Genomic DNA, 25,824 nt, shown 5'->3' on the forward strand with positions numbered 1-25,824 from the left:
GAGCGTGCCGCGCCGGATTCCGCCCTGTTCCGCCCGTCGATTGCCCTCGCTCTTCCGAGCGCCGGCCGTCGTACCTCCTTTCCGTCGTCGTTTTCCTTCCGGTCGTCTCTTCCAGGGCCGGTTACAGCGGGCGCTCACCCACCGTCGTCGAGGGGTCGATCAGGGTGAAGGAGGCGCCCTGGTCGTCGCTGACGCCCGCCAGGCGTCCGAAGGGGCTGTCGTGCGGCCCGAAGTGGACGGTGCCGCCGAGCCGGCGGACGGTGGCGACCGCCTCGTCGCAGTCGGGGACGGCCAGGTAGACCGCGAAGTGCGCAGGGACGTCGGCCGGGACGTCGGCGCCCATCTGGTGACGTCCCGCCACGACGTCCCCTTCCGAGTCGCCCACCGCCCAGACCTGGTAGTCGAAGTCGCCCCCGGCCTGGCCTATCTGCTTGGTCCGGTAGCCGAAAAGCGCCTGGTAGAAGGGGTCGACCCGGTCGCTGTCGCGGGTGCGCAGCTCCGTCCAGCAGAAGGAGCCGGGCTCGCCCTTGGCGCCGAAGCCCTGGTGGGCGCCGCCCTGCCAGACGCCGAAGACGGCGCCGCCCGGGTCGGCGGCCACGAGCATGGTGCCCAGATCACGCACCGCCATGGGCTCGACGAAGACCTGGCCGCCCGCCTCGCGGATCCTGGCGGCCGTCGCGGCGGCGTCGGAGGAGGCGAGGTAGACGGTCCACACCGTGGGCATGGCGGCGTCGTGCTTGGGCATCAGCCCGGCGACCCGCTCACCGTCACGGAGCGCGTTGGTGTAGTGGCCGAAGTCGGGGCCGGTGTCCTCGAACGTCCACCCCAGCAACTCCCCGTAGAAGTGCTTGCCGGCCTCCAGGTCCGGGAGCATCACATCCACCCAGCAGGGCGCCCCGTCGGCGTATGTCCCCATGACCGTTGTCCTTCCTCGTCGAAGGTTTCCTCGTTGCCACGCTAACTCTCCGTCACGACTTTCGCCCGGGCTGCGCGGCACGTTCACTCGAACGTATGAACAAGTTTTCGAACGACGGCTCGCCGTCCCCCGGCGTCCCCGGCCCCGCCACCCCGCCCACTCCCCCACGGCGGCGACGGCGCACCCGTCGCAGCCACCCGCGCGGAACCGCGCGCAACCGTCCTGACCTGCCGCTTCACCACACCCGACGGTCACCGCCCCATTTGCAGGCGGCCGAATCGCGCGCTGATCACCCGCCGGTAAACTGACGGCATGACAGGACAAGTTCGAACCGTGGACGGCCGGGTCGCCGGGCGCCGCGGGCAGGCGACTCGGCAGAAGCTGCTCGACTGCCTCAGCGAGATGCTCAGCACCTCGCCCTACCGGGACGTCAAGGTCATCGACGTGGCCCGGATGGCGGGGACCTCTCCGGCGACGTTCTACCAGTACTTCCCCGACGTCGAGGGCGCCGTCCTCGAACTCGCCGAGGAAATGGCCAAGGAGGGCGCGACGCTGACCGATCTGGTCGCCGGTCGCAGCTGGGCGGGCAAGGCCGCCTGGTCTGCCGCCGAGGACCTGGTCGACGGCTTCCTCTCCTTCTGGCGCCGCAACGACGCCATTCTGCGCGTCGTCGATCTGGGGGCGGCCGAAGGGGACAAGCGGTTCTACAAGATCCGCATGAAGATCCTCAACGCCGTCACCAACTCCCTGACGGACTCGATCAAGGAGCTTCAGGACAAGGGCAGGATCGACAAGTCGGTGAGCCCCGCCGCGGTGGCCGGTTCGCTGGTCGCCATGCTGGCCGCCGTCGCCGCCCACCAGAAGGGCTTCACCAGCTGGGGCGTGAAGCAGGCGGAGCTGAAGCCGAACCTCGCGCTCCTGGTCCACCTGGGCGTGACGGGCAAGAAGCCGACCAAGTAGCCGCCGAACGCCGCGGGGCCGTGATCGGGCCCGCGCGGATGCCGGTCGGGGCTGCCGCCGCACCCGTTCCACCGGTCCTCGCCGTCCCGGCCGAACGGAACGCGCCGCAGCGCCCGACGTGACGGGGGGATTCGGCCGCCGCGCGACGGTGGCCCGTCCTCCGCCCGCAATCCCCAGCCGTCCTGCGAATGTCCTGCCAATGACGCGGGCGCCGGCCCGGCCCCTTGAAGGAGGTGGCCGCGGCGGCGCCCGCGTCCGCGTGTCCGGTGCGGCCGGGACGTGGCGGATCGTTTCCTCAGCCGCCCTTTGCCCAGCTGCCGTTTTCTCAGCTCCGTCTTCTCAGCTGCCGTTCCCTGAGCCGCCGCATCCTCAGCTGCCGTCGTCGGGGACCAGCCGGAACAGCCTGATCTCGCGGTCGACCCGGGCCGCGTACGCCGCGTACGGCGGCCAGAAGCGCACCACGGCCTGCCAGGCGCGGTCCCGTTCCGGGCCGGTCAGGAGGGTGGCGGTGACCGGGGTCTCGCGCCCGCGCCGGCTGATCCGGGCCTGCGGGTGACGCAGCAGGTTGGCGGTCCAGGCGGGGTGGTGTTCGCGGCCGAAGTTGCTGCCGACCACGACGAACGTCCCGCCGGCCTCGGGCATGCAGGCCAGCGGTGTGGTGCGCGGCAGGCCGGTCCGGGCGCCGGTGGTGGTCAGCACCAGGCTGGGCATGGCGCGGGCGCTGAGCATCACCTTACCGCGGGTCAGGCGGTGAACCGTTTTGTCGAGCAACGGGACGATGTGGGGCGCGACCGCGGCGAACCCCCTGGTGGAGGAGATCTTCTGCACCCACTGCCGGGTGTTCCGCCGCGTACCGCCGCGTTCCGCCGCCGTCATGCCCGGCTCCCGGCGAGAGGGCCGGGCGCGGCCGGGGACGTGGCGGCGGGGGCGCCGGGCGGTCGGGGGCTGAAGAGCCCGGCGCGGCTCGCGGCCCAGGCCCGGAGCCGGTGTGCCGGGCCGAAGAGCAGTTCGTCACCGGCGGCCCGTTTGACGTACAGATGCGCGTGGTGTTCCCAGGTGAAGCCGAGCCCGCCGTGGAACTGAACGGCCTCGGAGGCGGCGTGCCGCAGGGCGTCCAGGGCTTCGGCGAGGGCGAGCGGGGCGGCCACCGCGATGCCCTCGGTGCCGTCCGGGGCGGCGCCGGGCCCGGTTTCCGTTCCGACCGCCCACGCCGCGTAGTAGGCCGCCGAACGGGCCGCCTCCACGCGTACGTACACGTCCGCCAGGCGGTGCTTGACGGCCTGGAACGAGCCGATGGGGCGCCCGAACTGCTCCCTGACCCGAACGTGGTCGACGGTACTGGCGAGTACGGCGGAGGCGGCGCCGACGGCTTCGGCGGCGAGCACGGTGGCGGCGAGTTCCCCCGTACGGGTGAGCGCCGTCAAGGTTTGGGAAGCGGGCGGCGTAGAAGCGTGCGGGTGAGCGACGGAAAAGCCGGTGGCGGTGTCGCCCAGTGGCTCGGCGGGTACGTCACGCAGTTCGATCCGGGCCTGCGGGCGGGTCTCGTCGAGCGTCATCAGCCGGGTGCGGCGCAGGCCGGGCGCGGTGGCGTCGACGAGGAAGAGGGCGGTGCGGCTGCGGGCGAAGCCGCCGGTGTGCGCGGCGACGAGCAGCAGTCCGGCGTGGTGGCCGTCGAGCACCTGCCCGGCCTGCCCGTACAGCCGCCATCCGGTGCCGTCCGGGCGGGCCTGGACGCCGCCGGCCCGGCCGTCACCGGCCCACGGGACGTCGTTGGGGCCGGTCAGGGCGAGCGCGGTGGCGAGCGGGGCGGGGGTGGCGAGCGTCGCGGTCAGCTCACCGGAAGCGATCTTGGGCAGGTACGCGCGGCGCTGCGACGCACTGCCCAGCGAGGCGATGAGCGGCGCGGCCAGCACGCATCCGGCGAACAGCGGGGAGGGCAGCAACACCCGCCCGGTCTCCTCGCAGGCCAGCGCGAGTTCGGTGGGGCCGCAACCGGTGCCGCCGAGGTCCCGGGGCAGCGCCAGGCCGGGCAGCCCGAGGTCACCGGCGAGCCGTTCCCACAGCCGCCGGTCGTAACCGGCCTCGGTCCCGACGGCCACCTTGACCTCGTCCGGGCCGCAATGTTTGAGCAGCACATCGCGCAGAGTGCGCCGGATCTGGTCCTGCTCCTCGGTGAACGCGGTGTCCATCGGCGGCTCCTCGCCCTCGCATATCTGACGAGCCGTCATATTAGAGAAGCCGCTCCCACAAGCCCAGAGGGCGGAACGGCGACGCGCCACGCAATCTGATGTACCGTCAGCTTCCATGCCGAAACCCATACCCGCCGCCATCCCCCGGGCCGCCGCACGCCGTCGCCCCACCGGCGCGCGCGAGGTCGCCGTGGTGGGCGTCGCCCTCGCCGACTGCGGACGGGTCGACGCCTCGACCCCGTACGCACTGCACGCCCAGGCGGCCCGCCGCGCGCTGGCCGACTCCGGGCTGGACCGCTCGGCGGTCGACGGCCTGGCCTCGGCGGGCCTGGGCACCCTCGCCCCCGCCGAGGTCGCCGAATACCTCGGGCTGCGTCCCACCTGGGTGGAGTCCACCTCGGTCGGCGGCGCGACCTGGGAGGTGATGGCCGCGCACGCCGCCGACGCGATCGCCGCCGGGCACGCCGACACCGTGCTGCTCGTCTACGGCTCGACCGCGCGCGCCGACCTCAAGGCCGGGCGGCGCACCGCGACCCTGTCGTTCGGCACGCGGGGCCCGCTCCAGTTCGAGGCGCCCTACGGGCACACCCTGATCGCCAAGTACGCCATGGCCGCCCGCCGCCACATGCACACCTACGGCACCACGATCGAGCAGCTGGCCGAGGTCGCCGTGCAGGCCAGGGCCAACGCGGCGCGCAACCCGGAGGCGATGTACCGCGCACCGGTCACGGTCGAGGACGTCCTCGCCGGGCCGCTGATCGCCGACCCGTTCACCAAACTGCACTGCTGCGTCCGCTCGGACGGCGGCTGCGCGGTGCTGCTGGCCGCCGCCGACCGCGTCCCGGACTGCGCCAAGCCGCCGGTGTGGATCCTGGGCACCGGGGAGTACGTCTCCCACACCACCATGTCGCAGTGGCCGGACTTCACGGTCTCACCCGCCGCCGTCTCGGGACAACTGGCCTTCCAACGGGCCGGAATCACCCCGGGGGACGTCGACATCGCGGAGATCTACGACGCGTTCACCTACATGACCCTGGTCACGCTGGAAGACCTCGGCTTCTGCGCCAAGGGCGAGGGCGGCGGCTTCGTCGAGGAAGGACGGCTGCGGTACGACGGCGCACTGCCGGTCAACACCGACGGCGGCGGGCTTTCCGCCTGCCATCCGGGGATGCGCGGACTGTTCCTGCTGGTCGAGGCGGTACGGCAGTTGCGCGGCGAGGCCGGCGGCCACCAGGTACGCAAGGCGGGCGGCGGGCTGCCGGAGGTCGCGGTGGCCTCCGGTACCGGCGGGTGGTTCTGCTCGTCGGGGACGGTGGTGCTGGGGCGGTGAGGGGGCACGGCGACCGTCCTCGCGCCCGCGCGCACGGCGTCCGGTTCTCACGCCTCCGCGCGCGGGGTCCGTTCTCGCGCCTCCTCGCGCGGGGCGCGCCATATCGCCTCGGGGTCGGGCGCCCGGTCGGACGCGATACGGGCGTGCAGATGCATGTCGCGGGGGACGCCGGTCAGGTCGACGCGCCCGCCGCGCAGTACGCCCTCGCAAAGGTAGCCGCACCGGCGCGCGACGGCGCAGGAGGCGTCGTTGCCGACGTCGTGCACCAGGTCCAGCCGGTGCAGCCGCAGGTCACGGAAACACCAGCGGCTGACGGTCTCCAGCGCCCGGGTGGCCAGCCCGTGCCCACGGTGTTCGCGGATCGTCCAGTAACCGATCCGCCCGCTGCGCATCCGCGCGTCCGGCATGGCCACTCCGATGTAGCCGCGCACCTCCCCGTCGGCCACGACCGCGTACGAGGCCATGTCGCCGCGCCGCCAGCCCTGTGCCCGGGCGCGTATGAAACGCAGGGCCGCGGCTTCGTCGCGTACCGGTTCCGCCGGGGTGTTCCAACGGCTGAAATCGGGGTCGCTCAGCCCCCGCAAGGCCGCCGCCACGTCGCCCTCCTCCCACGGCCGGAGGGTCAGTCCGAACGCCGAGAGTTCAACCGGTGTCAGCATCCGATCATTGAACACCCGAGCGGTGAACACGATCACTCGTGAGCGTCGGGGGGCGGCCGGCTTGCCGGCCACGGGGACGGCCGACGAGCCACGGGTGCGGTGGGCGGCGGGTCGCCGGGACGTGAGCGGGCGGGCCGCCGGGTGGGCCGGGGCGGCGGGCCACGGGACGGTGAGCCACTGGGCGCGCCCGCACGGGGGCGGCGGGCCACCGGGCGGGGCCGGATGGTGGGCCCCCGGGGCCACCGGGCGGGGCCGGGACGGTGAGCGACCGGGCGGCGCCGGGCACCAGGACGGCGGGCCACCAAGGCAACAGGCATCAGGGATGCCGAACCCCTGGGACAGCGGACCACCGAGCGGACCAGGACGGCAGACCACCGAGCCACCAGGCACCAGGCACCAGGACATCGGGCACCAAGCACCAAGACGCCAAGCCGCCAAACGGGACCAGGACAGCGAACCGCCAAGGCACCGGACACCAAGACACTGCCCCACCGAAACAGCACCCCCGGAACAATCGGCACCGTCGTGACCCTGGTCGCCGGAAAATACCTCGCCCACATCGCATCCGGCGTATACATTGCATCCACCAGCACGGAACGATCTTGGGGGCAGTCACGCCGTGGAGCCGGAATCCACCTACGACAAGGTCCGGGCGCTGATCGTGGCGGGAGACTACCTGCCTGGTCAGCGCCTTACCGAACAGGAGTTGTCGGTCCGGCTGGCGGTCAGCCGGACCCCGGTCCGCGAGGCGTTGCACAAGCTGGAGAGCGACGGCCTGGTGCACGGCGGGCGGCGCGGGGTGACGGTGGCCGCGCTGGGCGGCAAGGCGCTGCGGGACGCGTACCAGCTCCGCGCGGCCCTGGAGGCGCTGACCGCGGAGCTGGCGGCGCGCCGGCAGGCAGCGGGCGAGATCCCGCCCGCCGCGCTGGTGCGGCTCGTCGAGTACGCGGACCGGGCGGATCGGGCGACCCGGGACGGCGACCTGGCCACCGCCGTGCGGCTCAACCGCGCCTTCCACCGCCACGTCGCCGTCCTCGCCGACAACACACCGGCCCTCACCACGCTCGACCGGATCTGGGACCAGATCGTCGTCTCCACCCGGGACTCCCTGGCCGCCCCCAGCCGCCCCGCCGAGGTCGACGCCGAACACCGGCGGCTGATCGAGGCGATCACGGGCAGCGCCCCGCGCCCGGCCGCCGAGGCCGCCCGGCAGCACGTCCTGCGCACCCTCTCCGTGCGATCCGACCATCTCGAAGGAGTCTGACGTGGGCAAGGAACACAGCTACGCGGTAACCGTCCGCTGGACCGGCAACACCGGTACGGGGACGTCCGGTTACCGCGCCTACGGCCGGGGGCACGACGTCGTCGCGGAGGGCAAGCCCGACATCCACGCCACGGCCGACCCGGCGTTCGGCGGCGTCCCGGAGCGCTGGAACCCCGAAGACCTGCTGGTCGCCTCGCTCTCCCAGTGCCACATGTTGACGTACCTGGCGCTGTGCGCCTGCCATGGTGTGGTGGTCACCGGCTACGAGGACACCGCGCACGGCCGGATGCGCGAGACGCCCGGCCACAGCGGGCACTTCACCGAGGTCGTGCTCAACCCCCTGGTGACCGTGGCCGACCCGGTGATGACCGAACGCGCCGTCGCGCTCCACCACGACGCCCACGCGGCGTGCTTCATCGCCAACTCGGTCAACTTCCCGGTGCGTCACGAGCCGACGGTGCGCGTCGCGGCGGACGAGGTGACGGATCAGGCCGCGTCGCACGGCTGAGCCCGCTCACGCCCGTGTGGCCCCGTGGCCCGTCGACGGTGGCGGGCCGCCCAGGAACCGTGCCGCGCCCCCTCAGGCCGCCTCCGGTTCGAACACCGGGGCCACCACCCCCTCCGCCGCGTCCGGCGGCTCGCACGGACGGAACGCCACCCGCAACGCCATCCCGATCCGGAGCCGTTCCGGCGCGCACCCGGTGATCCCGGTCATCATCCGGGGCCCTTCGGCGAGGTCCACCACGGCCGCGACGTACGGCAGCCCGGAACGGAACGGCGGCAGGTCGTTGACGTGCACCACCGACCATGTGTAGAGCGTGGCCCGGCCGCTCGCCTCCTCCCACACCACGTCCTCGCTCCAGCATTCCGGGCAGAACTCCCTCGGGTAGTGGTGCGCCGCGCCGCAGGCCCGGCACCTGCGGATCAGGAGCCGCCCACGAGCCGCCGCCCGCCAGTAGGGCCTGGTGAATTCATCGATCTCCGGTAGATCGGGACGGGTTTCGGTCATCGGCGTCTCCCGGGGCGGCATCACTTATCTGACGTAACGTCAGTTCAGTCGATCGCACACCCCGGCCGCAAGAGGACGGCCTTCCGTGCGGTAGCACCGCGCCCGGGGTGGGTATGGGACCGTTGCGAACAATCCGGAACCGGCGGGCCGACCGGCAGCCCCCGCACCCCCTCCGCCGGTCGGTCCGCCGCCGGTTCCGGAAGCCGTGCCGCCGCCCGCGTCCGCTCTCCCCCGCGCCGCCCGCACCGGCACACCGCACCGACTCCTTCCGCCCTGTTCCTGACAGTGCACCACCTCGCTAATCTGACAGTACGTCAGCTAAAGCCCTGACGGTCCGGCGGCGTTGGCTACCACCAGGAGCGGGCGAGACCATGCTTGGATCCACCCACGGCACCCTCAGCACCGACCCGCGCACGGCTCGCGCCGTGGCCTGCGGCGAGCGTCCGGGCACCGTCGTGCACGGGACGGCCGACCTCGACGTCAGCGGCCGGCCGCTGCGGGCGTCCGTGCCCGACCTGGACCGGTTCTTCCGCCCCGAGTCGGTGGCCGTGATCGGCGCCACCGACGCCGAGGGCAAGCCCGGCACCGGCATCACCCGCCAGCTGGCCGCCTGGGCCGAACGGGTCGGTGCCCGGCTGCTGCCGGTGAACCCGGGGCGCGAGACCGTCTTCGGCCTGCGCTGCCATCACGACGTCGGCAGCCTGCCGCACCCGGTGGACCTCGCCGTCGTCCTGGTCGGGGACCCCCTTCCGGTGATCGAGGAACTGGCGGAGGCGAAGGCCCGGTTCGCCGTGGTCTTCGCCTCCGGTTTCGCGGAGACCGGGGCGGCCGGCGCGGCGGCCCAGCGGCGGCTCGCGGAGGCGGTCTCCCGGTCCGGGCTGCGGCTGCTCGGACCCAACACCAACCTCAACGCCTTCGAGACCTTCCGCGACGACCTCCAGGGCTCGGCCATCGCGCTGATCACCCAGTCAGGCCACCAGGGCCGGCCGGTCTTCGCGCTCCAGGAACTCGGGATCAGGCTCAGCCACTGGGCCCCGACCGGCAACGAGGCCGACCTGGAGACCGCCGACTTCATCGGCTATTTCGCCGAGCGGCCCGGGACCGGAGCGATCGCGGCGTATGTGGAAGGGCTCAAGGACGGGCGTTCGTTCACCCTGGCCGCCGACCGCGCCGCCCGCAACAAGGTGCCGCTGGTCGTGGTCAAGGTGGGCCGGACCGAGACCGGGGCCCGCACCGCCGCCTCCCACACCGGGAAGCTGACCGGGTCGGACGCGGTGACCGACGCCGTCTTCCGGCAGTTCGGCGTGGTCCGGGTGGACGCGCTCGACCAGTTGCAGGACACCGCGGCGCTGCTCGCCCGGGCCCGTCCGCCGCTGGCCGAGGGTGTCGCCGTCTACTCGATATCCGGCGGCACCGGAGCCCACTTCGCCGACCTGGCCACCGCCGCCGGCCTCCCACTGCCCGTGCTCGGCGCCGACAAGCAGGCCGAACTCCACCAGTGGATCCCCGGCTACCTCAACGTCTCCAACCCGATCGACAACGGCGGCCACCCGGTCGGTGACTGGCGGGGCCGCAAGATCATCGACGCCATCCTGGCCGACCCGGCGATCGGGGTGCTCGTCTGCCCGATCACCGGCCCGTTCCCGCCGATGAGCGACAAGCTGGCGCAGGACCTGGTGGACGCGGCGGAGCGGACCGAGAAGCTGGTGTGCGTGGTGTGGGGCTCGCCGGTGGGCACCGAGGACGCCTACCGCACCACCTTGCTGGGCTCCTCGCGGGTGGCCACGTTCCGTACGTTCGGCAACTGCGTGGGCGCGGTCAAGGCGTACCTGGACCACCACCGGTTCACGGCCGCCTACCGTTCCCCGTTCGAGGACGCGCCGCGCACCCCGTCGCCGTCGGCGCGCAAGGCGCGGGCGCTGCTCGCCCCGGGGCGGCGGCTCAGCGAGCACGCGGCCAAGCAGCTGCTGCGGGCGTACGGGATCCGGGTGCCCCGTGAGCAGTTGGTGAGCAGCGCGGCCGGGGCGGTGCGGGCCGCCGGGCTGGTGGGCTACCCGGTGGTGATGAAGGCCAGCGGCGACCGGCTCGCGCACAAGAGCGAGCTGGGGCTGGTGCAGGTCGGGCTCACCTCGGCCAGCCAGGTGCGGGACGCCTACCGGCAGCTGACCGACATCGCCAGGTACGAGGGGATCGCGCTGGACGGCGTGCTCGTGTGCCAGATGGTCGACCGCGGTGTGGAGATGGTGGTCGGCATGGCGCACGACGAGTTGTTCGGGCCGACGGTGACCGTGGGGCTCGGCGGCGTGCTGGTGGAGGTGTTGCGCGACACCTCGGTGCGCGTGCCGCCGTTCGGCGAGGACGAGGCCCGCGCGATGCTGCGTGAGCTGCGCGGCGCGCCCCTGCTGGACGGGGTGCGCGGCGCCCCGCCCGCCGACACCGACGCGCTCGTGGACGTGGTGCTCCGCACTCAGCGCATGGCGCTCGAACTCGGCGATCTGCTCGGCGAGTTGGACATCAACCCGTTGATGGTGCTGCCGCGCGGACAGGGCGCGGTGGCGCTGGACGCGCTCGCGGTGTGCCGCTGAGGGGTCGAACGGCCCCGCCCGGCCTGGCCGCGTTCCGCGCGCGGCCGGGCCTCCCGTGCCCCTCGGACCGTCCGCCCGCCCGATCGCGTACCCCCGCCGGAACCCGCCCGCCGCCCGGAGTCTCCGGGCCGATCGAAGGAACCTCATGGCCGACTCCCCCCGTGAAGACCGTGTCGCTCCACTTGTACTCCACGCCACTGACAACGGGGTGTCGTGGATCACGTTGAACCGGCCGGAGGCGATGAACGCGGTCGCGCCGGAGCAGCGGGAGCGGGTGATCGAGCTGCTGGCGGCGGCGTCGGCCGAGCCACGGGTGCGGGCGGTGGTGCTCACCGGCACCGGGCGGGCGTTCTGCGCCGGGGCCGATCTGCGCCGGGGCCAGGGTGGCGAGCCGACGGAGCCGGTGGCCGGGGACGCGGCCCGGACGATCCGGCGGGGCGCGCAGGCGTTGATCGCGGCGGTGCTGGACTGCGAGAAGCCGGTGATCGCGGCCGTCAACGGGGTGGCGGCGGGGATCGGGGCCCATCTGGCGTTCGCCTGCGACCTGGTGATCGCGGCGGAGGACGCCCGGTTCATCGAGGTGTTCGTGCGCCGCGGGCTGGTGCCGGACGGGGGCGGAACGTATCTGCTGCCGCGTCTGGTCGGAGCGGCGCGGGCCAAGGAGTTGATGTTCTTCGGCGACGATCTCTCCGCGGCCGGTGCCGAACGGCTCGGGCTGGTCAACCGGGTCGTTTCCCCGCAGGACTTGGAGAAAACCACTCGTTCGTGGGCCGAACGGCTCGCTGCCGGACCGACCCGCGCGCTGGCGCTGACCAAGCAACTCGTCAACGCGTCCCTGGACGCCGACCGTGCCACCGCCTTCGCGGCCGAGGCGGCGGCCCAGGAGATCAACATGACCACGGCAGACGCCCGGGAAGGGGTACGTGCCTTCGCCGAGCGCCGTGAGCCGGTCTTCCGCGGGCGGTGACGGCGGTGCCGGGGCCGCGTACCGGTGCGGGGCGCCACGGGTCCGTCCGCACCCTTCCGTACTGACGACGCATCAGTTTCAATGGACTTGTGATGGGTCACGCAGGGATGGCGGTGGCCGCCGTCCGTTATCTCCGGTCGGTGGGGGCCGCGACGTCCGCGGGGCCCGCCGGTGGTTCCCCGGCCAGGCCCGTGCTGCGGGCCGTGGGCGCCCCCGAGGGTTCGCCGGAGCGGATGGATCCGGCGGAGTTCCGGCGGGTGCTGGGGCACTTCGCGACCGGGGTCACCGTCGTGACCGCGCCGGCGGCGGCCGGTGAGGAGCGGCCGGCCGGGTTCGCCTGCCAGTCCTTCGCCTCGCTCTCCCTGGATCCGCCGCTGGTCGCGTTCATGGTCTCGCGTACCTCCACGACGTGGCCGCGGATCGCCAACGCCGGGGTCTTCTGCGTCAACATCCTCGGCGCCGGCCAGGACGCGCAGTGCCGGGCGTTCGCGGTGAGCGGTGCGGACAAGTTCGCGGGGGTCGAGTGGTCGCCGGCGCCGGCCACCGGGTCGCCGCTGCTGGCCGGGGTGGCGGCGTGGGTGGACTGCACCGTCCACACCGTGCACACCGGTGGCGACCACCTGGTGGTGATCGGCAGGGTGGACGATCTCGGCACGGCCGACGAGCCGGTGGCGCCGCTGCTGTTCCACCGGGGCCGATTCGGCCGCTTTACCGCCGTGGACGGTTGAAACCTCGCCGACCCGGATTTTACCCCGCGACCAGCGCCGGGTTCAGCCGGGCGCGCTTCCGGCGGATCACCAGTGCCATCAGCGCGGCGACGGCGCACAGCGCGCCCGAGGTGTACCAGGCCAGGTCGTAGCTGCCGAAGGTGTCCCGGACGAGTCCGGCGAGGAAGGCCACGAAGGCGGCGCCGACCTGGTGGGAGGCGAGCACCCAGCCGAAGACGACGGGCGCCTCGTCCCCGTAGTGCTCACGGCAGAGCGCCAGCGTGGGGGGCACCGTGGCGACCCAGTCGAGGCCGTAGAAGACGATGAAGAAGAGCATCGGCGGGTGGACGGTGGCCGCGAAGAGCATCGGCAGGAAGATCAGCGACAGTCCGCGCAGCCCGTAGTAGACGGCGAGCAGCCGGCGCGCGTCGAACCGGTCGGTGAACCAGCCGGAGGCGATGGTGCCCGCGATGTCGAACACCCCGATGACGGCCAGCAGGCTCGCGGCGGCCGTGGTCGGCATGCCGTGGTCGTGGGCGGCGGGTACGAAGTGGGTGCCCACCAGGCCGTTGGTGGAGGCGCCGCAGATCGCGAAGGTGCCGGCGAGCAGCCAGAACGGTTTGGTGCGGGCGGCCGAGAAGAGCGCCCCCAGCGCGCGCCGGGCGGCGCCGGGGCGGCGGGGCGGGGCGGGTACAGGTTCGGCCGGGTCGGCGCCGTACGGCTGGAGCCCCAGGTCCTGGGGGTTGTCGCGGAGCAGCCAGACGACCAGCGGGACGACGGCGAGGGCGGCGAGGGCGACCATGAGCGCGGCGGTCCGCCAGCCGTGGGCGTTCACGACGGTCGACACCAGCGGCAGGAAGACCAGTTGACCGGCCGCGCCGCCCGCGGTCAGGATGCCGGACACCAGGCCACGGCGGTGGACGAACCACCGTCCGGTGATGGTGCCGACGAACGCCAGGGCCATCGAGCCGGTGCCGAGGCCGACGAGCACGCCCCAGCAGAGCATCAGTTGCCAGCTCGCCGTCATGAACACGGTCAGTCCGCTGCCCGCGCTCACCAGGACCAGGGCGGCGGTGACCACCTTGCGGATGCCGAAACGATCCATCAGCGCGGCGGCGAACGGTGATGTCAGGCCGTACAGAGCCATGTTGACCGAGACGGCGGCGCTGATGGTGGCGTGCGACCAGCCGAACTCCGCGTGCAGCGGGTCGATCAGCACACTGGGCACGGCGCGGAACGCGGCGGCTCCGACCAGGGTGAGGAAGGCGACGGCCGCGATCCACCAGGCCCGGTGGATGCGCCCGCCACGGCGCGGTCCCGGCCCCGTCTGCGGAAGGATCGTTTCCTCGGGCGCGTTGGCACCGGTGGTGCCGGGGTCGTGGATCGCATCGGGTTCGCGTATCGAGTCTGAAGTTGATCGCGTCACGACCGATATCTTTCGGTGCCGGTTGTGATCGATCGAGTGGCCTGAAAGCCATGATGTGCAAGGATCGGGCCATGACCGTCATCGACGCGCAGTCCATGACCGGAACCGTCGCCCCGGGCCCCGCGCCCGCCTCCGACGGCGCCACGACGCACACCCCACGTTCGAGTGGTTTGGACTGGGAACGGCCGCAAAGACTCGCCGACGGAACGCCCGTGCACCGCGTGGCCGTACTGGTGCAGGACGGGGTCATCCCGTTCGAACTCGGCATCCCCGCCCGCATCCTCGGCGGCTCCCGCACCGAGCACGGCGAGGACCTCTACAGCGTGCGGACGTGCGCGCCCCGGCCCGGTCCGGTCCACACCGACGCCGACTTCACCATCGACGTCCGCTACGGCCTCGAATCGCTGGCCCTGGCCGACACCGTGGTGGTCCCCTCCGCCCACGAGGCGGGGCCGGTGTACGAGGAGGGGCGGCTGACCCGCGAGTTGAGGGACGCCCTGGCGGCGATCCGGCCCGGCACCCGCATGGTGTCCATCTGCACCGGCAGTTACGTGCTCGCCGCCGCCGGGCTGCTCGACGGCCGTCCGGCCACCACCCACTGGAAGCGCACCGACCACTTCCAGCGGCTCTTCCCCCGGGTACGCGTCGACCCCGACGTGCTCTTCGTGGACGACGGCGACGTGCTGACCTCGGCCGGCGTCGCGGCCGGGGTGGACCTGTGCCTGCACCTGGTCCGGCGGGACCACGGCGCGTCCGTCGCCAACTCCATCGCCCGGCGCACCGTCGTACCGCCGCACCGGGACGGCGGGCAGGCGCAGTACGTGCTGCGCCCGGTGCCGGACGCGCAGGTGGCGACCACGGCGACCGCCCGGGAGTGGGCCCAGGACCACCTGGAGGAGCCCATCACGCTGCGCGACCTGGCCGACCAGGAGTCGATGAGCGTACGGACGTTCACCCGGCGCTTCCGCGAGGAGACCGGGGTCAGCCCGGGGCAGTGGCTCACCCGGCAACGTGTCGAGCGCGCACGGCAGTTGCTGGAGTCCACGGAGCTTACGGTGGACCAGGTGGCGCGCAGCGCCGGTTTCGGCACGGCCGCCTCGCTGCGCCAGCATCTTCAGGCGGCGCTGGGGGTGTCGCCGACCGCGTACCGGCGCACCTTCCGCACGCCCGCTGCCGGGTGAGACCGGCTGCCGTCGTTCAGGGACCGAAAGTGAGAACGGCCCGCAGCACGCGTCCGTTCCGGGCGTCGGCCACGGCCTTGGCGAAGTCCTCGATCGGGTAGGTGGTGCCGACCAACTCGTCCAAGTACAACCGCCCTTGGCGGTACAGCTCGGCGTAGAGCGGTATGTCGCGCTGCGGGCGGGACGTACCGTAGCGGCAGCCGAGGATCGATTTGTCGAGATAGAGCCCGGACAACCGGATGGACGCCTCGGCCTCGGGCGGGGCGACCCCGAGCAGGACGGCCTGGCCGTGCCGGTCGAGGAGGTCGACGGCCTGACGGACCAGGGCGGGCCGGCCGACGCATTCGAAGGTGTGGTCGGCGCCGCCCGGCAGCAGGCGGCGCACCGCGGCGACGGTGTCCTCGACGGCCGAGGCGTCGACGAAGTCGGTGGCGCCGAACCGCCGGGCCGGCCCCTGTCTGGCCGGGTCGGCGTCGACGGCGACGATGCGGCCGGCCCCGGCGATCCGGGCGCCCTGGACGACGTTGAGGCCGACGCCGCCGGTGCCGATCACGACGACGCTCTCGCCCCGGTCGACCCTGGCCCGGTTGAGGACCGCGCCGACGCCGGTCAGTACGGCGCAGCCGATCAGGGCGGCCGAGGTGAACGGCACGTCGGCGGGGATCGGCACGGCCTGCACGGCGGTGACCACGGTGCGTTCCGCGAACGCCGAGTTGGCCGCGAAGTTGTACAGCGCGGTTCCGTCCAGGGTGAACGGCCGCGCGGGGCGTCCGATCGCCTTGCGGCACATCGTGGGGCGTCCCCGGTCGCAGTCGGCGCAGGTACCGCAGTTGGCCAGGGTCGACAGGGCCACGTGGTCGCCCGGGGCCACATGGCCGACACCGGGGCCCACGGCCTCGACGACGCCGGCCCCCTCATGGCCGAGGACCACCGGCAGCGGAAACGGAATGGTGCCGTCCATCACCGACAGGTCGCTGTGGCACAGCCCCGCGGCCCTGATCCGCACGGCCACCTCGCCCGGCCCCGGGTCGCGTACCCGCAGGCCGGTGACGACCCGGGGGGCCGTGCCGTCGAAGATGACGCCTCTCATGAGCACCGCTCCTTCAGGACGGCCAGACCACCGACTGGAGTTCGCTGTACGCGTGCAGCCCGAAGGAGCCGCCGTCGCGTCCGACGCCGCTGTCCTTGAAGCCGCCGAAAGGGGTCTCCGGGTGGCGCTGGACGGTGTTGATGCCGACGTTTCCGCTGCGCAGCCGGGCCGCCAGCGCCCAGGCCCGGCCCGCGTCCCGGGAGAAGACGTAGTCGTACAGGCCGTACGGGGTGCCGTTGGCGACAGCGACGGCCTCGTCCTCGGTGTCGAACGGGATGGCCACGACGACCGGGCCGAAGATCTCCTCCTGGGCGACGGTCATCTCCAGTGAGGCGTCGGTGATCAGCGTGGGCGCCACGTAGTAACCGGGCGTCACGGCGGGGCGGGTACCGCCGGTGACGACGCGGGCGCCCTGGTCGCGGGCGCCGGCGACGTACGCCTCGACGCGGTCGCGCTGGGCTGCGCTGATCAACGGGCCGACGATCGTGGAGTTATCCACAGGGTCCCCGATTGTCAGTGACTCCGCGTAATGTTGGAGACTGGTGACGACCTTCTCGTACAGCGCGCGATGGACGAGCACGCGGGTCGGTGCCGTGCAGATCTGTCCGCTGTGGAAGGACCAGGTCGAACCGACCGCGCCGATGGCCGACTTCAGGCCCACTTCCGGCACATCCTCCATGACGATCGCCGCGCCCTTGCCGCCCAGCTCCATCAGGGTGCGCTTCATCGTCCGTCCCGCCGTCACGGCTATCGCCTTACCCACGGAGGTGGAACCGGTGAAACTGATCATGTCGACCCCCGGGTGTGCGACCAGGGCCTCCCCGGTCGCCGCGCCGGCCCCGGTCACCACGTTGAACACGCCGTCGGGGAGCCCGGCCTCCTTCAGCAGTTCGCCGAGGAGCAGGCAGCTCAGCGGGTCCTGCGGAGCCGGCTTGGCCACCACGGTGTTGCCCATGGCCAGTGCGGGCGCGGCCTTCCCGGCGAGGTTGACCAGGGGGAAGTTGTAGGAGGTGACGCAGGCGACCACGCCCACCGGACGCCGCACCGCCGCCGCGCCGATCAGGCCCCCGGGCGCCAGCGGGGACGCCTTGACCGGCACGGGGGCCAGCGGAACGGTGTCCGGCTCGGTGGCGCCCCGGGCGTAGCGCCGGAAGCGTTCCGCCGCCGTCGGCACCTGCATGGTGGCGGCGACCCGGATCGTGGCGCCGGTCTCCGCCTGCACCAACGGGACGAGTCCGGCGGCCCGTTCGGCAAGCAGCTCGGCCGCCCTGGCGAGCACGGCCGCCCGCCGCTCCGGTGCGGTACGGCTCCAGGCCGGCCAGGCGTCGCGGGCCGCCCGCACGGCGGCGTCGACGTCGCCCTCGGTCGCCTGCGGGGCGTGGCCGACGACCCGTTCGGTGGCGGGGTCGACGACGGGGTAGTGGCCGCCGCCGGGGCGCTGCCAGGAGCCGTCGATCCAGTGTCCGTGGATCCGGGCGGCGGCCTCGGCGGCCGTCGGGTTCGCGGGTGCGGGACGGCCGGTCACGGGCGCGGTTCCCGGGGGAGGCCGAGGACACGCTCGGCGATGATGTTCCGCTGGATCTCGCCGGTGCCGCCGTAGATGGTGTCGGCACGGCTGAAGAGGAAGAGGTGGTGCACAGGGTCGATCGGGTACGGGGTGTCGGCGGACCACGGGGCGCCGGCCGTGGCGGCGGGGGTGCCGTGGACGGTGAGGGCCAGTTCGCCGAGGCGCCGGTGCCATTGGGACCACAGGAGTTTGGACAGGCTCGGGGCGCCGGGGTCGGTGGTGCCGAGGGTGCGCAGGGCGTTCCAGCGCATGGTGCGCAGTTCGGCCCACTGGCGGACGAGCCGGTCGCGGATCACCGGGTCGTCGGCGGTGCCGGTCGCCACGGCGGTGGCGACCAGGCCGGCGAGTTCGCGGGCGAAGCCGATCTGCTGGACGAGCGTGGAGACGCCGCGTTCGAAGCCGAGGAGGGACATGGCGACGCGCCAGCCGTCGCCGTCGGCGCCGACGCGATGTTCGGCGGCGGCGTGGGCGCCGTCGAAGAAGACCTCGTTGAAGTCGCTGGTGCCGGTCATCTGCCGGATCGGCCGGACCTCGATCCGGCCCGGCTGGTCCATGGGAACGAGGAGGAAGGAGAGTCCGTGGTGGCGGGTGGTGTCCGCCCGGGTGCGCGCGAGGAGGAAGCACCAGTGCGCGTCCCGGGCGAGCGAGGTCCAGATCTTCTGGCCGGTGATGCGATAGGTGGCGCCGTCGAGGACGGCGGTGGTGCGCACGTTCGCGAGGTCGGATCCGGCGCCGGGTTCGCTGTAGCCCTGGCACCACAGTTCCTCGCCGCGGGCGACGGGCGGCAGGAAGCGGTCGCGCTGGGCGGGCGTGCCGTGTGCGAGCAGGGTGGGGGCCAGCAGGTTCTCGCCGATGTGGCCGGACCGGGGCGGCGCTCCGGCCCGCGCGTACTCCTCGCCCCAGACGACCTGTTGGGTCAGGGACGCCGTCCGGTTGCCGTAGGCGCCGTGAGTGGTGTCCCAGCCGAGCCCGATCCAGCCGTCGGCACCGAGCCGGCGTTCCCACCCGGGCCCTCCGCCGGGCGGTGCGTCGGGTACGTGCGTGTCGAGCCAGGCGCGCGCCTCGGCACGGAACGTCTCGTCGTCGGGCCCGAAGCTGAAGTCCATGGGGCACCTCGTCAGGAGTGGCGGGCGACGCCGGAGGCGTCCGGGACGGAGGCGTCCCCCGGGGCGGACGGGGCCGGGCCGTTCCGGGCCGGGGCGGGGCGCGTCGCGGGCGGCCGGGTCAGCAGCGGCATCGGGTCGGTGCCGACGGTGCCGGGGAGGAGGTCGGCGATACGGCGCGGGGTCCAGGGGCCCTCGGCGTAGGCGGCGCGGAGTTCCCGGGGCTGGGCCCAGACGGCGATCTTGGGGCCGGCCACGGTGTAGACCTGGCCGGTGACGTCCCGGGCGCGGTCGCTGAGGAGGTAGACGACAAGGGCGGCGACGTCCTCGGGTTCGCCGATCTCGGCGAGGGCCGTGGGGACCTTGGCGGACATCCGGGTCCGGGCGACGGGGGCGACGCAGTTGGCGGTCACCCCGTACTTGTGCAGGCCGAGCGCGGCGCTGCGGACCAGGGAGATGATGCCGCCCTTGGCCGCGGAGTAGTTGGCCTGGGAGACGCTGCCCTGGTGGTTACCGCTGGTGAAGCCGATCAGGGTGCCCGAGCGCTGTTGGCGCATGGCGGCGGAGGCGGCGCGGAAGACGGTGAAGGTGCCTTTGAGGTGGGTGGCGAGGACCGGGTCCCACTCCTCCTCGGTCATGTTGAAGAGCATGCGTTCGCGCAGGATGCCGGCGACGCAGACGACGCCGTCGACGCGGCCGTAGGTGTCGAGGGCCGTGGTGACGACGCGGGCGCCGCCGGCCATGGTGGACACGTCGTCCGCGAGGGCGACCGCCCGGCCGCCGGCTGCCTCGATCTCCTCGGCCACGGCGGTGGCCACCTCGCTGGTGGGGGCGGCGCCGTCCACCGCGACGCCGTAGTCGTTGACCACGACCCGGGCGCCCTCGGCGGCGCAGGCCAGCGCCACCGCCCGGCCGATGCCGCGGCCGGCGCCGGTGACGGCGACGACCTTGCCGTCGAGGAACCCCTCGCCCCGGCCGCCTTGGCTCCCGCCGCCGTCGCCCGGGACGCCGTCGCCCGGGACGCCGTCGCCCGTGGTGCCGCCGTGCGGGGCGCTGCCGTGCCCGGTGTCGTTCCGTGGTTCCGCGTCGTCACGCCCGAAGTCGCCCACGCCGGCCCCTTCCACCGTTTCTGACGGGTCGTTAGATTCTAGGAGTACCGATGAGCCGGAGCACAAGTCCCGCGTACGTATCGGACGGAGGGCGCGGTGGCGTTGCCGGAGGAGTTCTGGGAGATCGCGCGGCAGGTCAACAACTGGGGGCGGTGGGGCGCCGAGGACGAGTTGGGGACGCTCAACTTCGTGACCGACGAGGTGGTCCGGGCGGCGGTGGCCACCGTGCGCGGCGGGCGGCGGATCCCGTTGGCGTTGCCGCTGCGCCCGGACGGCGTGCAGACCGGCGCCGTCCCCGGCCGGGTCAACCCGCTGCGCACGATGGTGGCGCTCAACCGGGAGATGTTCGGCCCCGGCACCGTGGCGATCAGCGACGACGTGGTCACCATGGGCCTTCAGGCGGCCACGCACTGGGACGGCCTGGCGCACGTCTCGCACTCGGGGCGGCTCTACAACGGCCGCCCGGCGCACACCGTGACCGCCCACGACGGGGCGTCCCGCACCGGGCTGGAGAAGATCACCTCGCTGGTCTCCCGGGGCGTACTGCTGGACGTGGCACGGGCCCTCGGCGTCGAGCGACTGCCCGCCGGCCACCCGGTGGGCCCGGCGGACCTGGACGCGGCGGAGGAGCTGGCGGGGGTGACGGTGGGCCGCGGGGACGTGGTGCTGGTACGCACCGGACAGATGCGCCACTACCTGGCGGGCGACCGCGCGGCGTACGGGTTTCCGTCACCGGGGCTGTCGTTGCGCGCGCCGGGGTGGTTCCACGCCCGGGACGTGGCGGCGGTGGCCGACGACACGTTGACGTTCGAGGTGTTCCCGCCGGAGGTCGACGGGCTGTGGCTGCCGGTGCACGCGCTCCACCTGGTGGAGATGGGCATGCTCCAGGGGCAGAACTGGAACCTGGAGGGGTTGTCGGCGGCGTGCGCGGCGGACGGGCGCTACGCGTTCCTGCTGGCGGCCACCCCGGAGCCGTTCACCGGGGCGGTCGGCAGCCCGGTGGCGCCGGTGGCGATCAAGTAGCCGGCGCGGTCGCGGGGGCCGATCCCCGTTCCGCCGCCGAAGCCGGCCGAGGCGGACGGGGCCGCGGCTCCCGTTCCGAACGCCGGGCCGGAGCCGAGTCCGCCGCCGGAGCCGAGCCCCTGGCCGGAACCGAGGGCGGCGCCGGCGCCGAGGGTCCGGCCGTGACCGAGGCCCTGGCCGGAGCCGAGGGCCTGGCCGTTGCCGAGCGGGCGGCTGTGGCCGAGCGGGGGGCGGGTGCCGAAACCTTGGGCGCCGTCGGCGGAGGCGTCCCGGTCGGTGTCACCGCACGGCCCGCGGTCCACCTCGCACCAGATGTGCTTGCCGGAGCCCTCGCGCTGCCAGCCCCACCGGTCGGCGAGGCCGTCGACGAGTTCCAGGCCGCGCCCGCCGGTGTCGTCACCGCGGGCGTGCCGGGGCGCCGGGGGGCGGTCGCTGGCGTCGGCCACCTCGACCCGTACCGTGCCGGCGTCGTCGCCGTCGGAGTCCGGCAGGCAGATCCGCAGCACGGCCGGGGAACCGGTGTGCACCACGGCGTTGGTGACGAGTTCGGAGATCAGCAGGAGCAGCGTCTCGGCCATCGGTTCATCGGCCGCTATCCCCGAGCCCAGCAGCCGGGAGCGGGCCCACCGGCGGGCCCGGCCCACCTCGGCGGGGTCCGGGAGGACATTGGTCTGCACCTGAAGCACCTGCACCGCTCACACCATCCGAACCGGCGGACACATCGCCTCGCGCCTCCACGTCGTCACGTTCTGTGACGACACCGATGGAGAGCATGATTGACCCTCAGCCACCGCAACAAGGGCTTCCGGCACTTTACCACGCGAAGGAGTGGGCCTGCCGCGCCGCGCGCGACGCTCGTCACGGAGGGTGGCCGCGCGTCGGATCCGGCCCGCCGAGCCCCGTCCGACCTGCCCGGACAGCGCGCCGGAAGGTCGCGGGCGAGCAGCGCGAACCGTCGCACCCGGCGTCGCACGGACACCGCCACGCCTGTCGCGCCTTCGGACCACTCGCACCCGATGGAGGTTACCCGAGGCGGGCGCCGACTCCAGGCCGTGACGAGTCACACCTAGGACACAACCCGGTATCGGCGGCACCCGGCGCATCGGCCGTCACGCTTCCCGGCGTCCGCGGGGATCATGGATGTCCGGTGGCCGCCGGGGGCTCCGGCCGGGGTCCGTGGCGGGTGTCGGCAGCGCGTCGGCGAGGGCTTCCTCGGCCGCGGCCCGGTCCAGGTAGCGCCCGGCCCGCAGCCACGCCCGTTTCAGGTGGAGGTGGACGTCGGACTCCCAGGTGAACCCCGTTCCGCCGAAGACCTGGAGGCAGTCGCGGGCGTTGTCCACCGCGGCCTCGTCGGCGAGGAGCTTGGCCGCCGCGGTCTCGGCGGGGTCGCCGGTCACCGCGGCGGCGTAGACGGCGGTGCGGGCCAGTTCGGCGCGGACCAGCATCCGCGCGCACAGGTGCTTGACCGCCTGGAACGCGCCGATCGGGCGGCCGAACTGGCGTCGGGACCGGGCGTGTTCCACCGCCAGCTCCACCGTCCGCGCGGCGCTTCCGCTCTGCTCGGCCGCCGTGAGCACCACCGCGTCCCGCCACAGCGCCGCCGGATCGGCCGCCCCCCGCCCCGAACCCGACTCCGACTCCGACTCCGGCCTCGACTCCGGCCACGACCAGCCGGACGGCAACCGCCACAGCTCGGTGAGCGGATCCACCGAGGCCATCCGCTCGGCGGGCAGCGCGTCCGGCGCGCACACCAGCGCACGGCGTCCGTCGGCCACCAGTACGGCGTCGGCGCCGGCCAGGTGGTCGACCAGCGCCCCGTCGCACCCGGCGACCACCGCCTCGCCCCGCTCCGCCGCCGCGACCAGTCCGTAGGTGGCGGCGAGATGGGTGGACACCAGCGGCCCCGGCAGCAGCGCCCGGCCGGCCTCCTCGAAGACCACCGCCGCCTCGGGGGCGCCCATCCCGTCCAGCCGCAGCCGGAAGAGCCCGGCGGCGGCCAGCTCCGGCCACACCCCGGGGTCGGCCCCCTCGTCCACGGCCGCCCGCAGCCGGTCCCGGGGGAACCGCCGTGCGACCAGCTCGCGCATGCCCGCGCGCAGCGCCCGCTGCTCCTCGGTCAGCCGGAAGTCCACCCGGTCACGGCTCCTTCGGCAGGCCGAGTATCCGCTCGGCGACGATGTTCCGCTGGATCTGCGAGGTGCCGGCGGCGATGGTGTACGACAGGGAGGACAGGCGGCCGGCGGTCCACTCGTGGCCGGCGTCGAGCGCGTCCGCGGCCCCCAGCACCTCGGCGGCGGTCTCGTAGAGCCGCTGTCTGGCGTGCGAGTACCGCAGCTTGAACACCGAGGCGCCGGTACCGGGGACGCCCCGGCCCCCGGTGCCCGCCGCGTGCTGGGCCGCGCTGACGTTCCACTGGGTGAGCCGCCACAGCGCCGAGAACTCCGCCGCCAGCCGGCCGAGCCCGCGCCGCAGCACCGCGTCGTCCCAGCGTCCGGTGGCCCGGGCGTGGGCGGCGACGCGGTCGAGCAGCCGGCGGCAGGCCACCACCTCGCCGGCGAAGGCGGTGCCGCGTTCGAAGGAGAGGGTGACAACGGTGACGCGCCAGCCGTCGTTCTCCGCCCCGACCCGGTTGGCCACCGGTACGCGGACCTCGTCCAGGAAGACCTCGGCGAACTCCGGGGTGCCGGCCAGGGTGCGCAGCGGGCGGACGGTGACGCCGTCGGCGGCCATGGGCATGGCGAGCCAGGTGATGCCGTGGTGGCGGGGGGCGTCGGGGTCGGTGCGCACGAGCAGTTCGCACCAGTCGGCGATCTCGGCGTGGGAGGTCCAGATCTTGTTGCCGGTGACCACGTAGGCGTCGCCGTCGCGGACCGCGCGGGTGCGCAGGGAGGCCAGGTCGGAGCCGGCCTCGGGTTCGCTGAACCCCTGGCACCACACCTCCTCACCGCGCAGGATCGGGGCGAGCCAGCGGTCCCGCTGGGCGGCGGTGCCCTCGGCGGCGATGGTGGGGCCGGCGTGCAGCAGGCCGACGAAGTTGGCGCCGACGTAGGGCGCGCCGGCCCGTTCGGTCTCCTCCAGGAAGATCAGCCGCCGGGTGGGCGAGGCCGTCCAGTGCACGTCGGCGTACCCGGCGTCGTACAGCATCCGCTGCCAGCCGCAGTCGTACGCGCGGCGGGCCGGCCAGTCGTCGGGGCGCGGGCGGGGCGGCAGCGTGGGCAGCGCGTCGGCGAGCCAGTCGCGCAGTGCGGCGCGGTACGCCTCGTCCTTCGGCGAGTACGTCAGCTCCATGGGGCGGCTCCGTCAGACGAGGTCCAGGCCGAGCATGCGGATGGCGTTGCCGCGCATGAGTTTGTGGACGGTCACCGGGTCCAGGCCGGCCACGTGGTCGAGGGCGACCTGCTTGGTGTGCGGGAACGTGGAGTCCACGTGCGGGTAGTCGGTCTCGAAGGTGGCGTTGTCCCGCCCCACCGCGTCCAGCGACGCGATGCCGTGCTTGTCGCGGAAGAAGCAGCAGAAGACCTGCCGGTAGTAGTAGGTGGACGGCGGCTGCGGGATCGCCCCGGCCACCCCGCCCCAGGCGCGGTGCTCGCGCCATACGTCGTCGGCGCGTTCCAGGGCGTACGGGACCCACCCCATCTGGCCCTCGCTGTAGGCGAGTTTGAGCCCGGGGAAGCGCACCAGCACGCCGCTGAAGAGGAAGTCGGTCAAGGAGGCCATCGCGTTGTTGAAGCTCAGCGTGGCCTGCACGGCGGGCGGGGCGTCCGGGGAGGCGGCGGGCATCTGCGAGGACGAGCCGATGTGCATGTTGACCACCGTCCCGGTCTCCTCGCACTCCGCGAAGAACGGGTCCCAGTGGCCGCTGTGGATGCTGGGCAGTCCGAGGTGGGTGGGGATCTCGCTGAAGCTGACTGCCCGTACGCCGCGCGCCGCGTTGCGCCGTACCTCGGCCACGGCCAGGCCGATGTCCCACAGCGGGATCAGGCACAGCGGGACGAGCCGTCCGCCGCTGTCGCCGCACCACTCCTCGACCATCCAGTCGTTGTACGCGCGGACGCACGCCAGCGCGACCTCCTTGTCGTGCGCCTCGGCGAAGGTCTGGCCGCAGAAACGGGGGAAGGTGGGGAAGCACAAGGACGCCTCGACGTGGTTGAGGTCCATGTCCTTGAGCCGCTCGGCCGGGTCCCAGCAGCCACGGCGCATCTGGTCGCGGGTGATGCCCTCCAGCGTCATCTCGTCCCGGTCGAACCCGACGGCGGCGATGTTGCGCTTGTACGGGAACTTCAGGTCCTCGTAGATCCACCAGTCGGTGGGCGGTCCGTCCGGGTCCATGGTGATCTGGTAACGGCCGCCCACGTAGGCGAGTTCACCGATGCCGGCGGTGAGCGGCTGGGGTCCGAGTTCCCGGTACCTGGCGGGCAGCCACCGCTCGAAGAGGTGGGCGGGTTCGATGACGTGGTCGTCGACGCTGACGATCCGCGGCAGGTCGGGGGTGAGGGCCGGCTCGGGGCCGGGGCCGGGGCCGGGGCCGGGATACGTGGTGGTGCGGGAGGCGGGCTCGGCACGGGGGTATGCGGCGGCGCGGGAGGCGGGCTCGGCGCCGGGGGGCGTGGCGGGGCGGGCGGGGTCCCCGGCGCGGGGGGCCGCACCGGCGCCGGTGGGGATCTCGGGATCGACGGCGGCCATGGTGACCTCCCCTGCCCGCCGGAGCCGCCGGGCTCCGACCACTGGTACCTGAGATG

22 protein-coding genes and 1 pseudogene are annotated in these 25,824 nt (G+C 73.5%); 9 read left to right on the plus strand and 14 right to left on the minus strand.

Annotated features, from left to right (window positions below):
* Positions 1 to 121 precede the first annotated feature (121 nt).
* Entirely contained in the window at positions 122 to 916 is a 795-nt protein-coding gene (locus SCATT_RS11010) for a VOC family protein (RefSeq protein WP_014143103.1), read from the minus strand.
* A gap of 312 nt (positions 917 to 1,228) precedes the next feature.
* On the opposite strand from SCATT_RS11010, the gene SCATT_RS11015 reads away from it, so the two are divergent.
* A complete protein-coding gene (locus SCATT_RS11015; RefSeq protein ID WP_041824632.1) occupies positions 1,229 to 1,876 on the plus strand; it encodes a TetR family transcriptional regulator in 648 nt (215 codons plus the stop codon).
* Between the two features lie 369 nt (positions 1,877 to 2,245).
* Here the strand turns inward: SCATT_RS11015 and SCATT_RS11020 are convergent, their stop codons facing one another.
* Complete coding sequence (locus SCATT_RS11020; RefSeq protein WP_014143105.1) at positions 2,246 to 2,752, minus strand: nitroreductase family deazaflavin-dependent oxidoreductase; 507 nt, start codon at positions 2,750 to 2,752, stop codon at positions 2,246 to 2,248.
* Entirely contained in the window at positions 2,749 to 4,065 is a 1,317-nt protein-coding gene (locus SCATT_RS11025) for an acyl-CoA dehydrogenase family protein (RefSeq protein ID WP_014143106.1), read from the minus strand. The genes SCATT_RS11020 and SCATT_RS11025 overlap by 4 nt, the downstream gene beginning before the upstream one ends.
* A 115-nt stretch (positions 4,066 to 4,180) precedes the next feature.
* Between SCATT_RS11025 and SCATT_RS11030 the strand changes: the two genes are divergently transcribed.
* On the plus strand, positions 4,181 to 5,395 hold the full coding sequence (locus tag SCATT_RS11030; protein ID WP_014143107.1) for a thiolase C-terminal domain-containing protein: 1,215 nt from the start codon (positions 4,181 to 4,183) through the stop codon (positions 5,393 to 5,395).
* Positions 5,396 to 5,442: 47 nt separating this feature from the next.
* Here the strand turns inward: SCATT_RS11030 and SCATT_RS11035 are convergent, their stop codons facing one another.
* Positions 5,443 to 6,054: a GNAT family N-acetyltransferase gene (locus SCATT_RS11035; RefSeq protein ID WP_041825066.1), complete on the minus strand. Its 612-nt coding sequence runs from the start codon at positions 6,052 to 6,054 to the stop codon at positions 5,443 to 5,445.
* 619 nt (positions 6,055 to 6,673) lie between these two features.
* On the opposite strand from SCATT_RS11035, the gene SCATT_RS11040 reads away from it, so the two are divergent.
* Together SCATT_RS11040 and SCATT_RS11045 are read left to right on the plus strand one after the other, a co-directional pair.
* Positions 6,674 to 7,318 carry a GntR family transcriptional regulator gene (locus SCATT_RS11040; protein ID WP_014143109.1) on the plus strand — a complete coding sequence of 215 codons (645 nt, stop codon included), beginning with the start codon at positions 6,674 to 6,676 and terminating at the stop codon, positions 7,316 to 7,318.
* A gap of 1 nt (position 7,319) precedes the next feature.
* Positions 7,320 to 7,826, plus strand: coding sequence for an OsmC family protein (locus SCATT_RS11045; protein ID WP_014143110.1), 507 nt, complete (start codon positions 7,320 to 7,322; stop codon positions 7,824 to 7,826).
* 72 nt (positions 7,827 to 7,898) lie between these two features.
* Here the strand turns inward: SCATT_RS11045 and SCATT_RS11050 are convergent, their stop codons facing one another.
* Positions 7,899 to 8,327, minus strand: coding sequence for a Zn-ribbon domain-containing OB-fold protein (locus tag SCATT_RS11050; RefSeq protein ID WP_014143111.1), 429 nt, complete (start codon positions 8,325 to 8,327; stop codon positions 7,899 to 7,901).
* Between the two features lie 371 nt (positions 8,328 to 8,698).
* Here SCATT_RS11050 and SCATT_RS11055 point away from each other — a divergent pair, with 371 nt between their 5' ends.
* The 3 genes from SCATT_RS11055 to SCATT_RS11065 all read left to right on the plus strand — a co-directional run bounded on the left by SCATT_RS11055 (position 8,699) and on the right by SCATT_RS11065 (position 12,607).
* Complete coding sequence (locus SCATT_RS11055; RefSeq protein ID WP_014143112.1) at positions 8,699 to 10,912, plus strand: acetate--CoA ligase family protein; 2,214 nt, start codon at positions 8,699 to 8,701, stop codon at positions 10,910 to 10,912.
* A gap of 145 nt (positions 10,913 to 11,057) precedes the next feature.
* Positions 11,058 to 11,879 (plus strand): enoyl-CoA hydratase/isomerase family protein, encoded by an 822-nt coding sequence (locus tag SCATT_RS11060; RefSeq protein WP_014143113.1) that lies wholly within the window; start codon positions 11,058 to 11,060, stop codon positions 11,877 to 11,879.
* A 92-nt stretch (positions 11,880 to 11,971) separates the two neighbouring features.
* Entirely contained in the window at positions 11,972 to 12,607 is a 636-nt protein-coding gene (locus SCATT_RS11065) for a flavin reductase family protein (RefSeq protein ID WP_014627849.1), read from the plus strand.
* Between the two features lie 19 nt (positions 12,608 to 12,626).
* Here the strand turns inward: SCATT_RS11065 and SCATT_RS11070 are convergent, their stop codons facing one another.
* Complete coding sequence (locus SCATT_RS11070; protein ID WP_014143115.1) at positions 12,627 to 14,012, minus strand: MFS transporter; 1,386 nt, start codon at positions 14,010 to 14,012, stop codon at positions 12,627 to 12,629.
* Between the two features lie 71 nt (positions 14,013 to 14,083).
* Here SCATT_RS11070 and SCATT_RS11075 point away from each other — a divergent pair, with 71 nt between their 5' ends.
* Positions 14,084 to 15,193 (plus strand): GlxA family transcriptional regulator, encoded by a 1,110-nt coding sequence (locus SCATT_RS11075; protein ID WP_014143116.1) that lies wholly within the window; start codon positions 14,084 to 14,086, stop codon positions 15,191 to 15,193.
* Between the two features lie 16 nt (positions 15,194 to 15,209).
* Here SCATT_RS11075 and SCATT_RS11080 read toward each other — a convergent pair whose 3' ends face one another.
* Genes SCATT_RS11080 through SCATT_RS11095 form a run of 4 tightly spaced genes read right to left on the minus strand, consistent with a single transcriptional unit; the run spans position 15,210 to position 19,870 of the window.
* Positions 15,210 to 16,283 carry a Zn-dependent alcohol dehydrogenase gene (locus SCATT_RS11080; protein ID WP_014143117.1) on the minus strand — a complete coding sequence of 358 codons (1,074 nt, stop codon included), beginning with the start codon at positions 16,281 to 16,283 and terminating at the stop codon, positions 15,210 to 15,212.
* 13 nt (positions 16,284 to 16,296) lie between these two features.
* Positions 16,297 to 17,808: an aldehyde dehydrogenase family protein gene (locus SCATT_RS11085; protein WP_014143118.1), complete on the minus strand. Its 1,512-nt coding sequence runs from the start codon at positions 17,806 to 17,808 to the stop codon at positions 16,297 to 16,299.
* Positions 17,805 to 18,956: an acyl-CoA dehydrogenase family protein gene (locus SCATT_RS11090; protein WP_014143119.1), complete on the minus strand. Its 1,152-nt coding sequence runs from the start codon at positions 18,954 to 18,956 to the stop codon at positions 17,805 to 17,807. The genes SCATT_RS11085 and SCATT_RS11090 overlap by 4 nt, the downstream gene beginning before the upstream one ends.
* Positions 18,957 to 18,967: 11 nt before the next feature.
* Entirely contained in the window at positions 18,968 to 19,870 is a 903-nt protein-coding gene (locus SCATT_RS11095; RefSeq protein ID WP_042507637.1) for an SDR family oxidoreductase, read from the minus strand.
* Positions 19,871 to 20,158: 288 nt separating this feature from the next.
* On the opposite strand from SCATT_RS11095, the gene SCATT_RS11100 reads away from it, so the two are divergent.
* Entirely contained in the window at positions 20,159 to 21,085 is a 927-nt protein-coding gene (locus SCATT_RS11100) for a cyclase family protein (protein WP_014143121.1), read from the plus strand.
* A gap of 290 nt (positions 21,086 to 21,375) precedes the next feature.
* Here the strand turns inward: SCATT_RS11100 and SCATT_RS11105 are convergent.
* From SCATT_RS11105 to SCATT_RS11120, 4 genes and pseudogenes are all read right to left on the minus strand, one after another.
* Positions 21,376 to 21,777, minus strand: a pseudogene (locus tag SCATT_RS11105) (ATP-binding protein); the annotation flags it as partial.
* A gap of 417 nt (positions 21,778 to 22,194) precedes the next feature.
* Positions 22,195 to 23,217, minus strand: a complete 1,023-nt coding sequence (locus SCATT_RS11110) for an acyl-CoA dehydrogenase (RefSeq protein WP_014143123.1) — start codon at positions 23,215 to 23,217, stop codon at positions 22,195 to 22,197.
* Positions 23,218 to 23,221: 4 nt separating this feature from the next.
* The gene (locus SCATT_RS11115; protein WP_014143124.1) at positions 23,222 to 24,373 is read right to left on the minus strand and encodes an acyl-CoA dehydrogenase family protein; all 1,152 of its coding nucleotides are present in this window, start codon (positions 24,371 to 24,373) and stop codon (positions 23,222 to 23,224) included.
* A gap of 12 nt (positions 24,374 to 24,385) precedes the next feature.
* Positions 24,386 to 25,768, minus strand: coding sequence for an amidohydrolase family protein (locus tag SCATT_RS11120; RefSeq protein ID WP_014143125.1), 1,383 nt, complete (start codon positions 25,766 to 25,768; stop codon positions 24,386 to 24,388).
* Between the last annotated feature and the right edge of the window lie 56 nt (positions 25,769 to 25,824).

This window comes from Streptantibioticus cattleyicolor NRRL 8057 = DSM 46488 (assembly GCF_000240165.1).
GTDB classification, from domain to species: Bacteria; Actinomycetota; Actinomycetes; order Streptomycetales; family Streptomycetaceae; genus Streptantibioticus; species Streptantibioticus cattleyicolor.

What these genes read in the sequence shown, in the direction of transcription:
- SCATT_RS11060 (WP_014143113.1), top strand. Translation starts at nt 11,058, where the DNA reads ATGGCCGACTCCCCCCGTGAAGACCGTGTCGCTCCACTTGTACTCCAC.
- SCATT_RS11120 (WP_014143125.1), bottom strand. Translation starts at nt 25,768, where the DNA reads ATGGCCGCCGTCGATCCCGAGATCCCCACCGGCGCCGGTGCGGCCCCC.
- SCATT_RS11080 (WP_014143117.1), bottom strand. Translation starts at nt 16,283, where the DNA reads ATGAGAGGCGTCATCTTCGACGGCACGGCCCCCCGGGTCGTCACCGGC.
- SCATT_RS11050 (WP_014143111.1), bottom strand. Translation starts at nt 8,327, where the DNA reads ATGACCGAAACCCGTCCCGATCTACCGGAGATCGATGAATTCACCAGG.
- SCATT_RS11115 (WP_014143124.1), bottom strand. Translation starts at nt 24,373, where the DNA reads ATGGAGCTGACGTACTCGCCGAAGGACGAGGCGTACCGCGCCGCACTG.
- SCATT_RS11090 (WP_014143119.1), bottom strand. Translation starts at nt 18,956, where the DNA reads ATGGACTTCAGCTTCGGGCCCGACGACGAGACGTTCCGTGCCGAGGCG.
- SCATT_RS11020 (WP_014143105.1), bottom strand. Translation starts at nt 2,752, where the DNA reads ATGACGGCGGCGGAACGCGGCGGTACGCGGCGGAACACCCGGCAGTGG.
- SCATT_RS11035 (WP_041825066.1), bottom strand. Translation starts at nt 6,054, where the DNA reads ATGCTGACACCGGTTGAACTCTCGGCGTTCGGACTGACCCTCCGGCCG.
- SCATT_RS11055 (WP_014143112.1), top strand. Translation starts at nt 8,699, where the DNA reads ATGCTTGGATCCACCCACGGCACCCTCAGCACCGACCCGCGCACGGCT.
- SCATT_RS11065 (WP_014627849.1), top strand. Translation starts at nt 11,972, where the DNA reads ATGGGTCACGCAGGGATGGCGGTGGCCGCCGTCCGTTATCTCCGGTCG.
- SCATT_RS11025 (WP_014143106.1), bottom strand. Translation starts at nt 4,065, where the DNA reads ATGGACACCGCGTTCACCGAGGAGCAGGACCAGATCCGGCGCACTCTG.
- SCATT_RS11010 (WP_014143103.1), bottom strand. Translation starts at nt 916, where the DNA reads ATGGGGACATACGCCGACGGGGCGCCCTGCTGGGTGGATGTGATGCTC.
- SCATT_RS11030 (WP_014143107.1), top strand. Translation starts at nt 4,181, where the DNA reads ATGCCGAAACCCATACCCGCCGCCATCCCCCGGGCCGCCGCACGCCGT.
- SCATT_RS11075 (WP_014143116.1), top strand. Translation starts at nt 14,084, where the DNA reads ATGACCGTCATCGACGCGCAGTCCATGACCGGAACCGTCGCCCCGGGC.
- SCATT_RS11015 (WP_041824632.1), top strand. Translation starts at nt 1,229, where the DNA reads ATGACAGGACAAGTTCGAACCGTGGACGGCCGGGTCGCCGGGCGCCGC.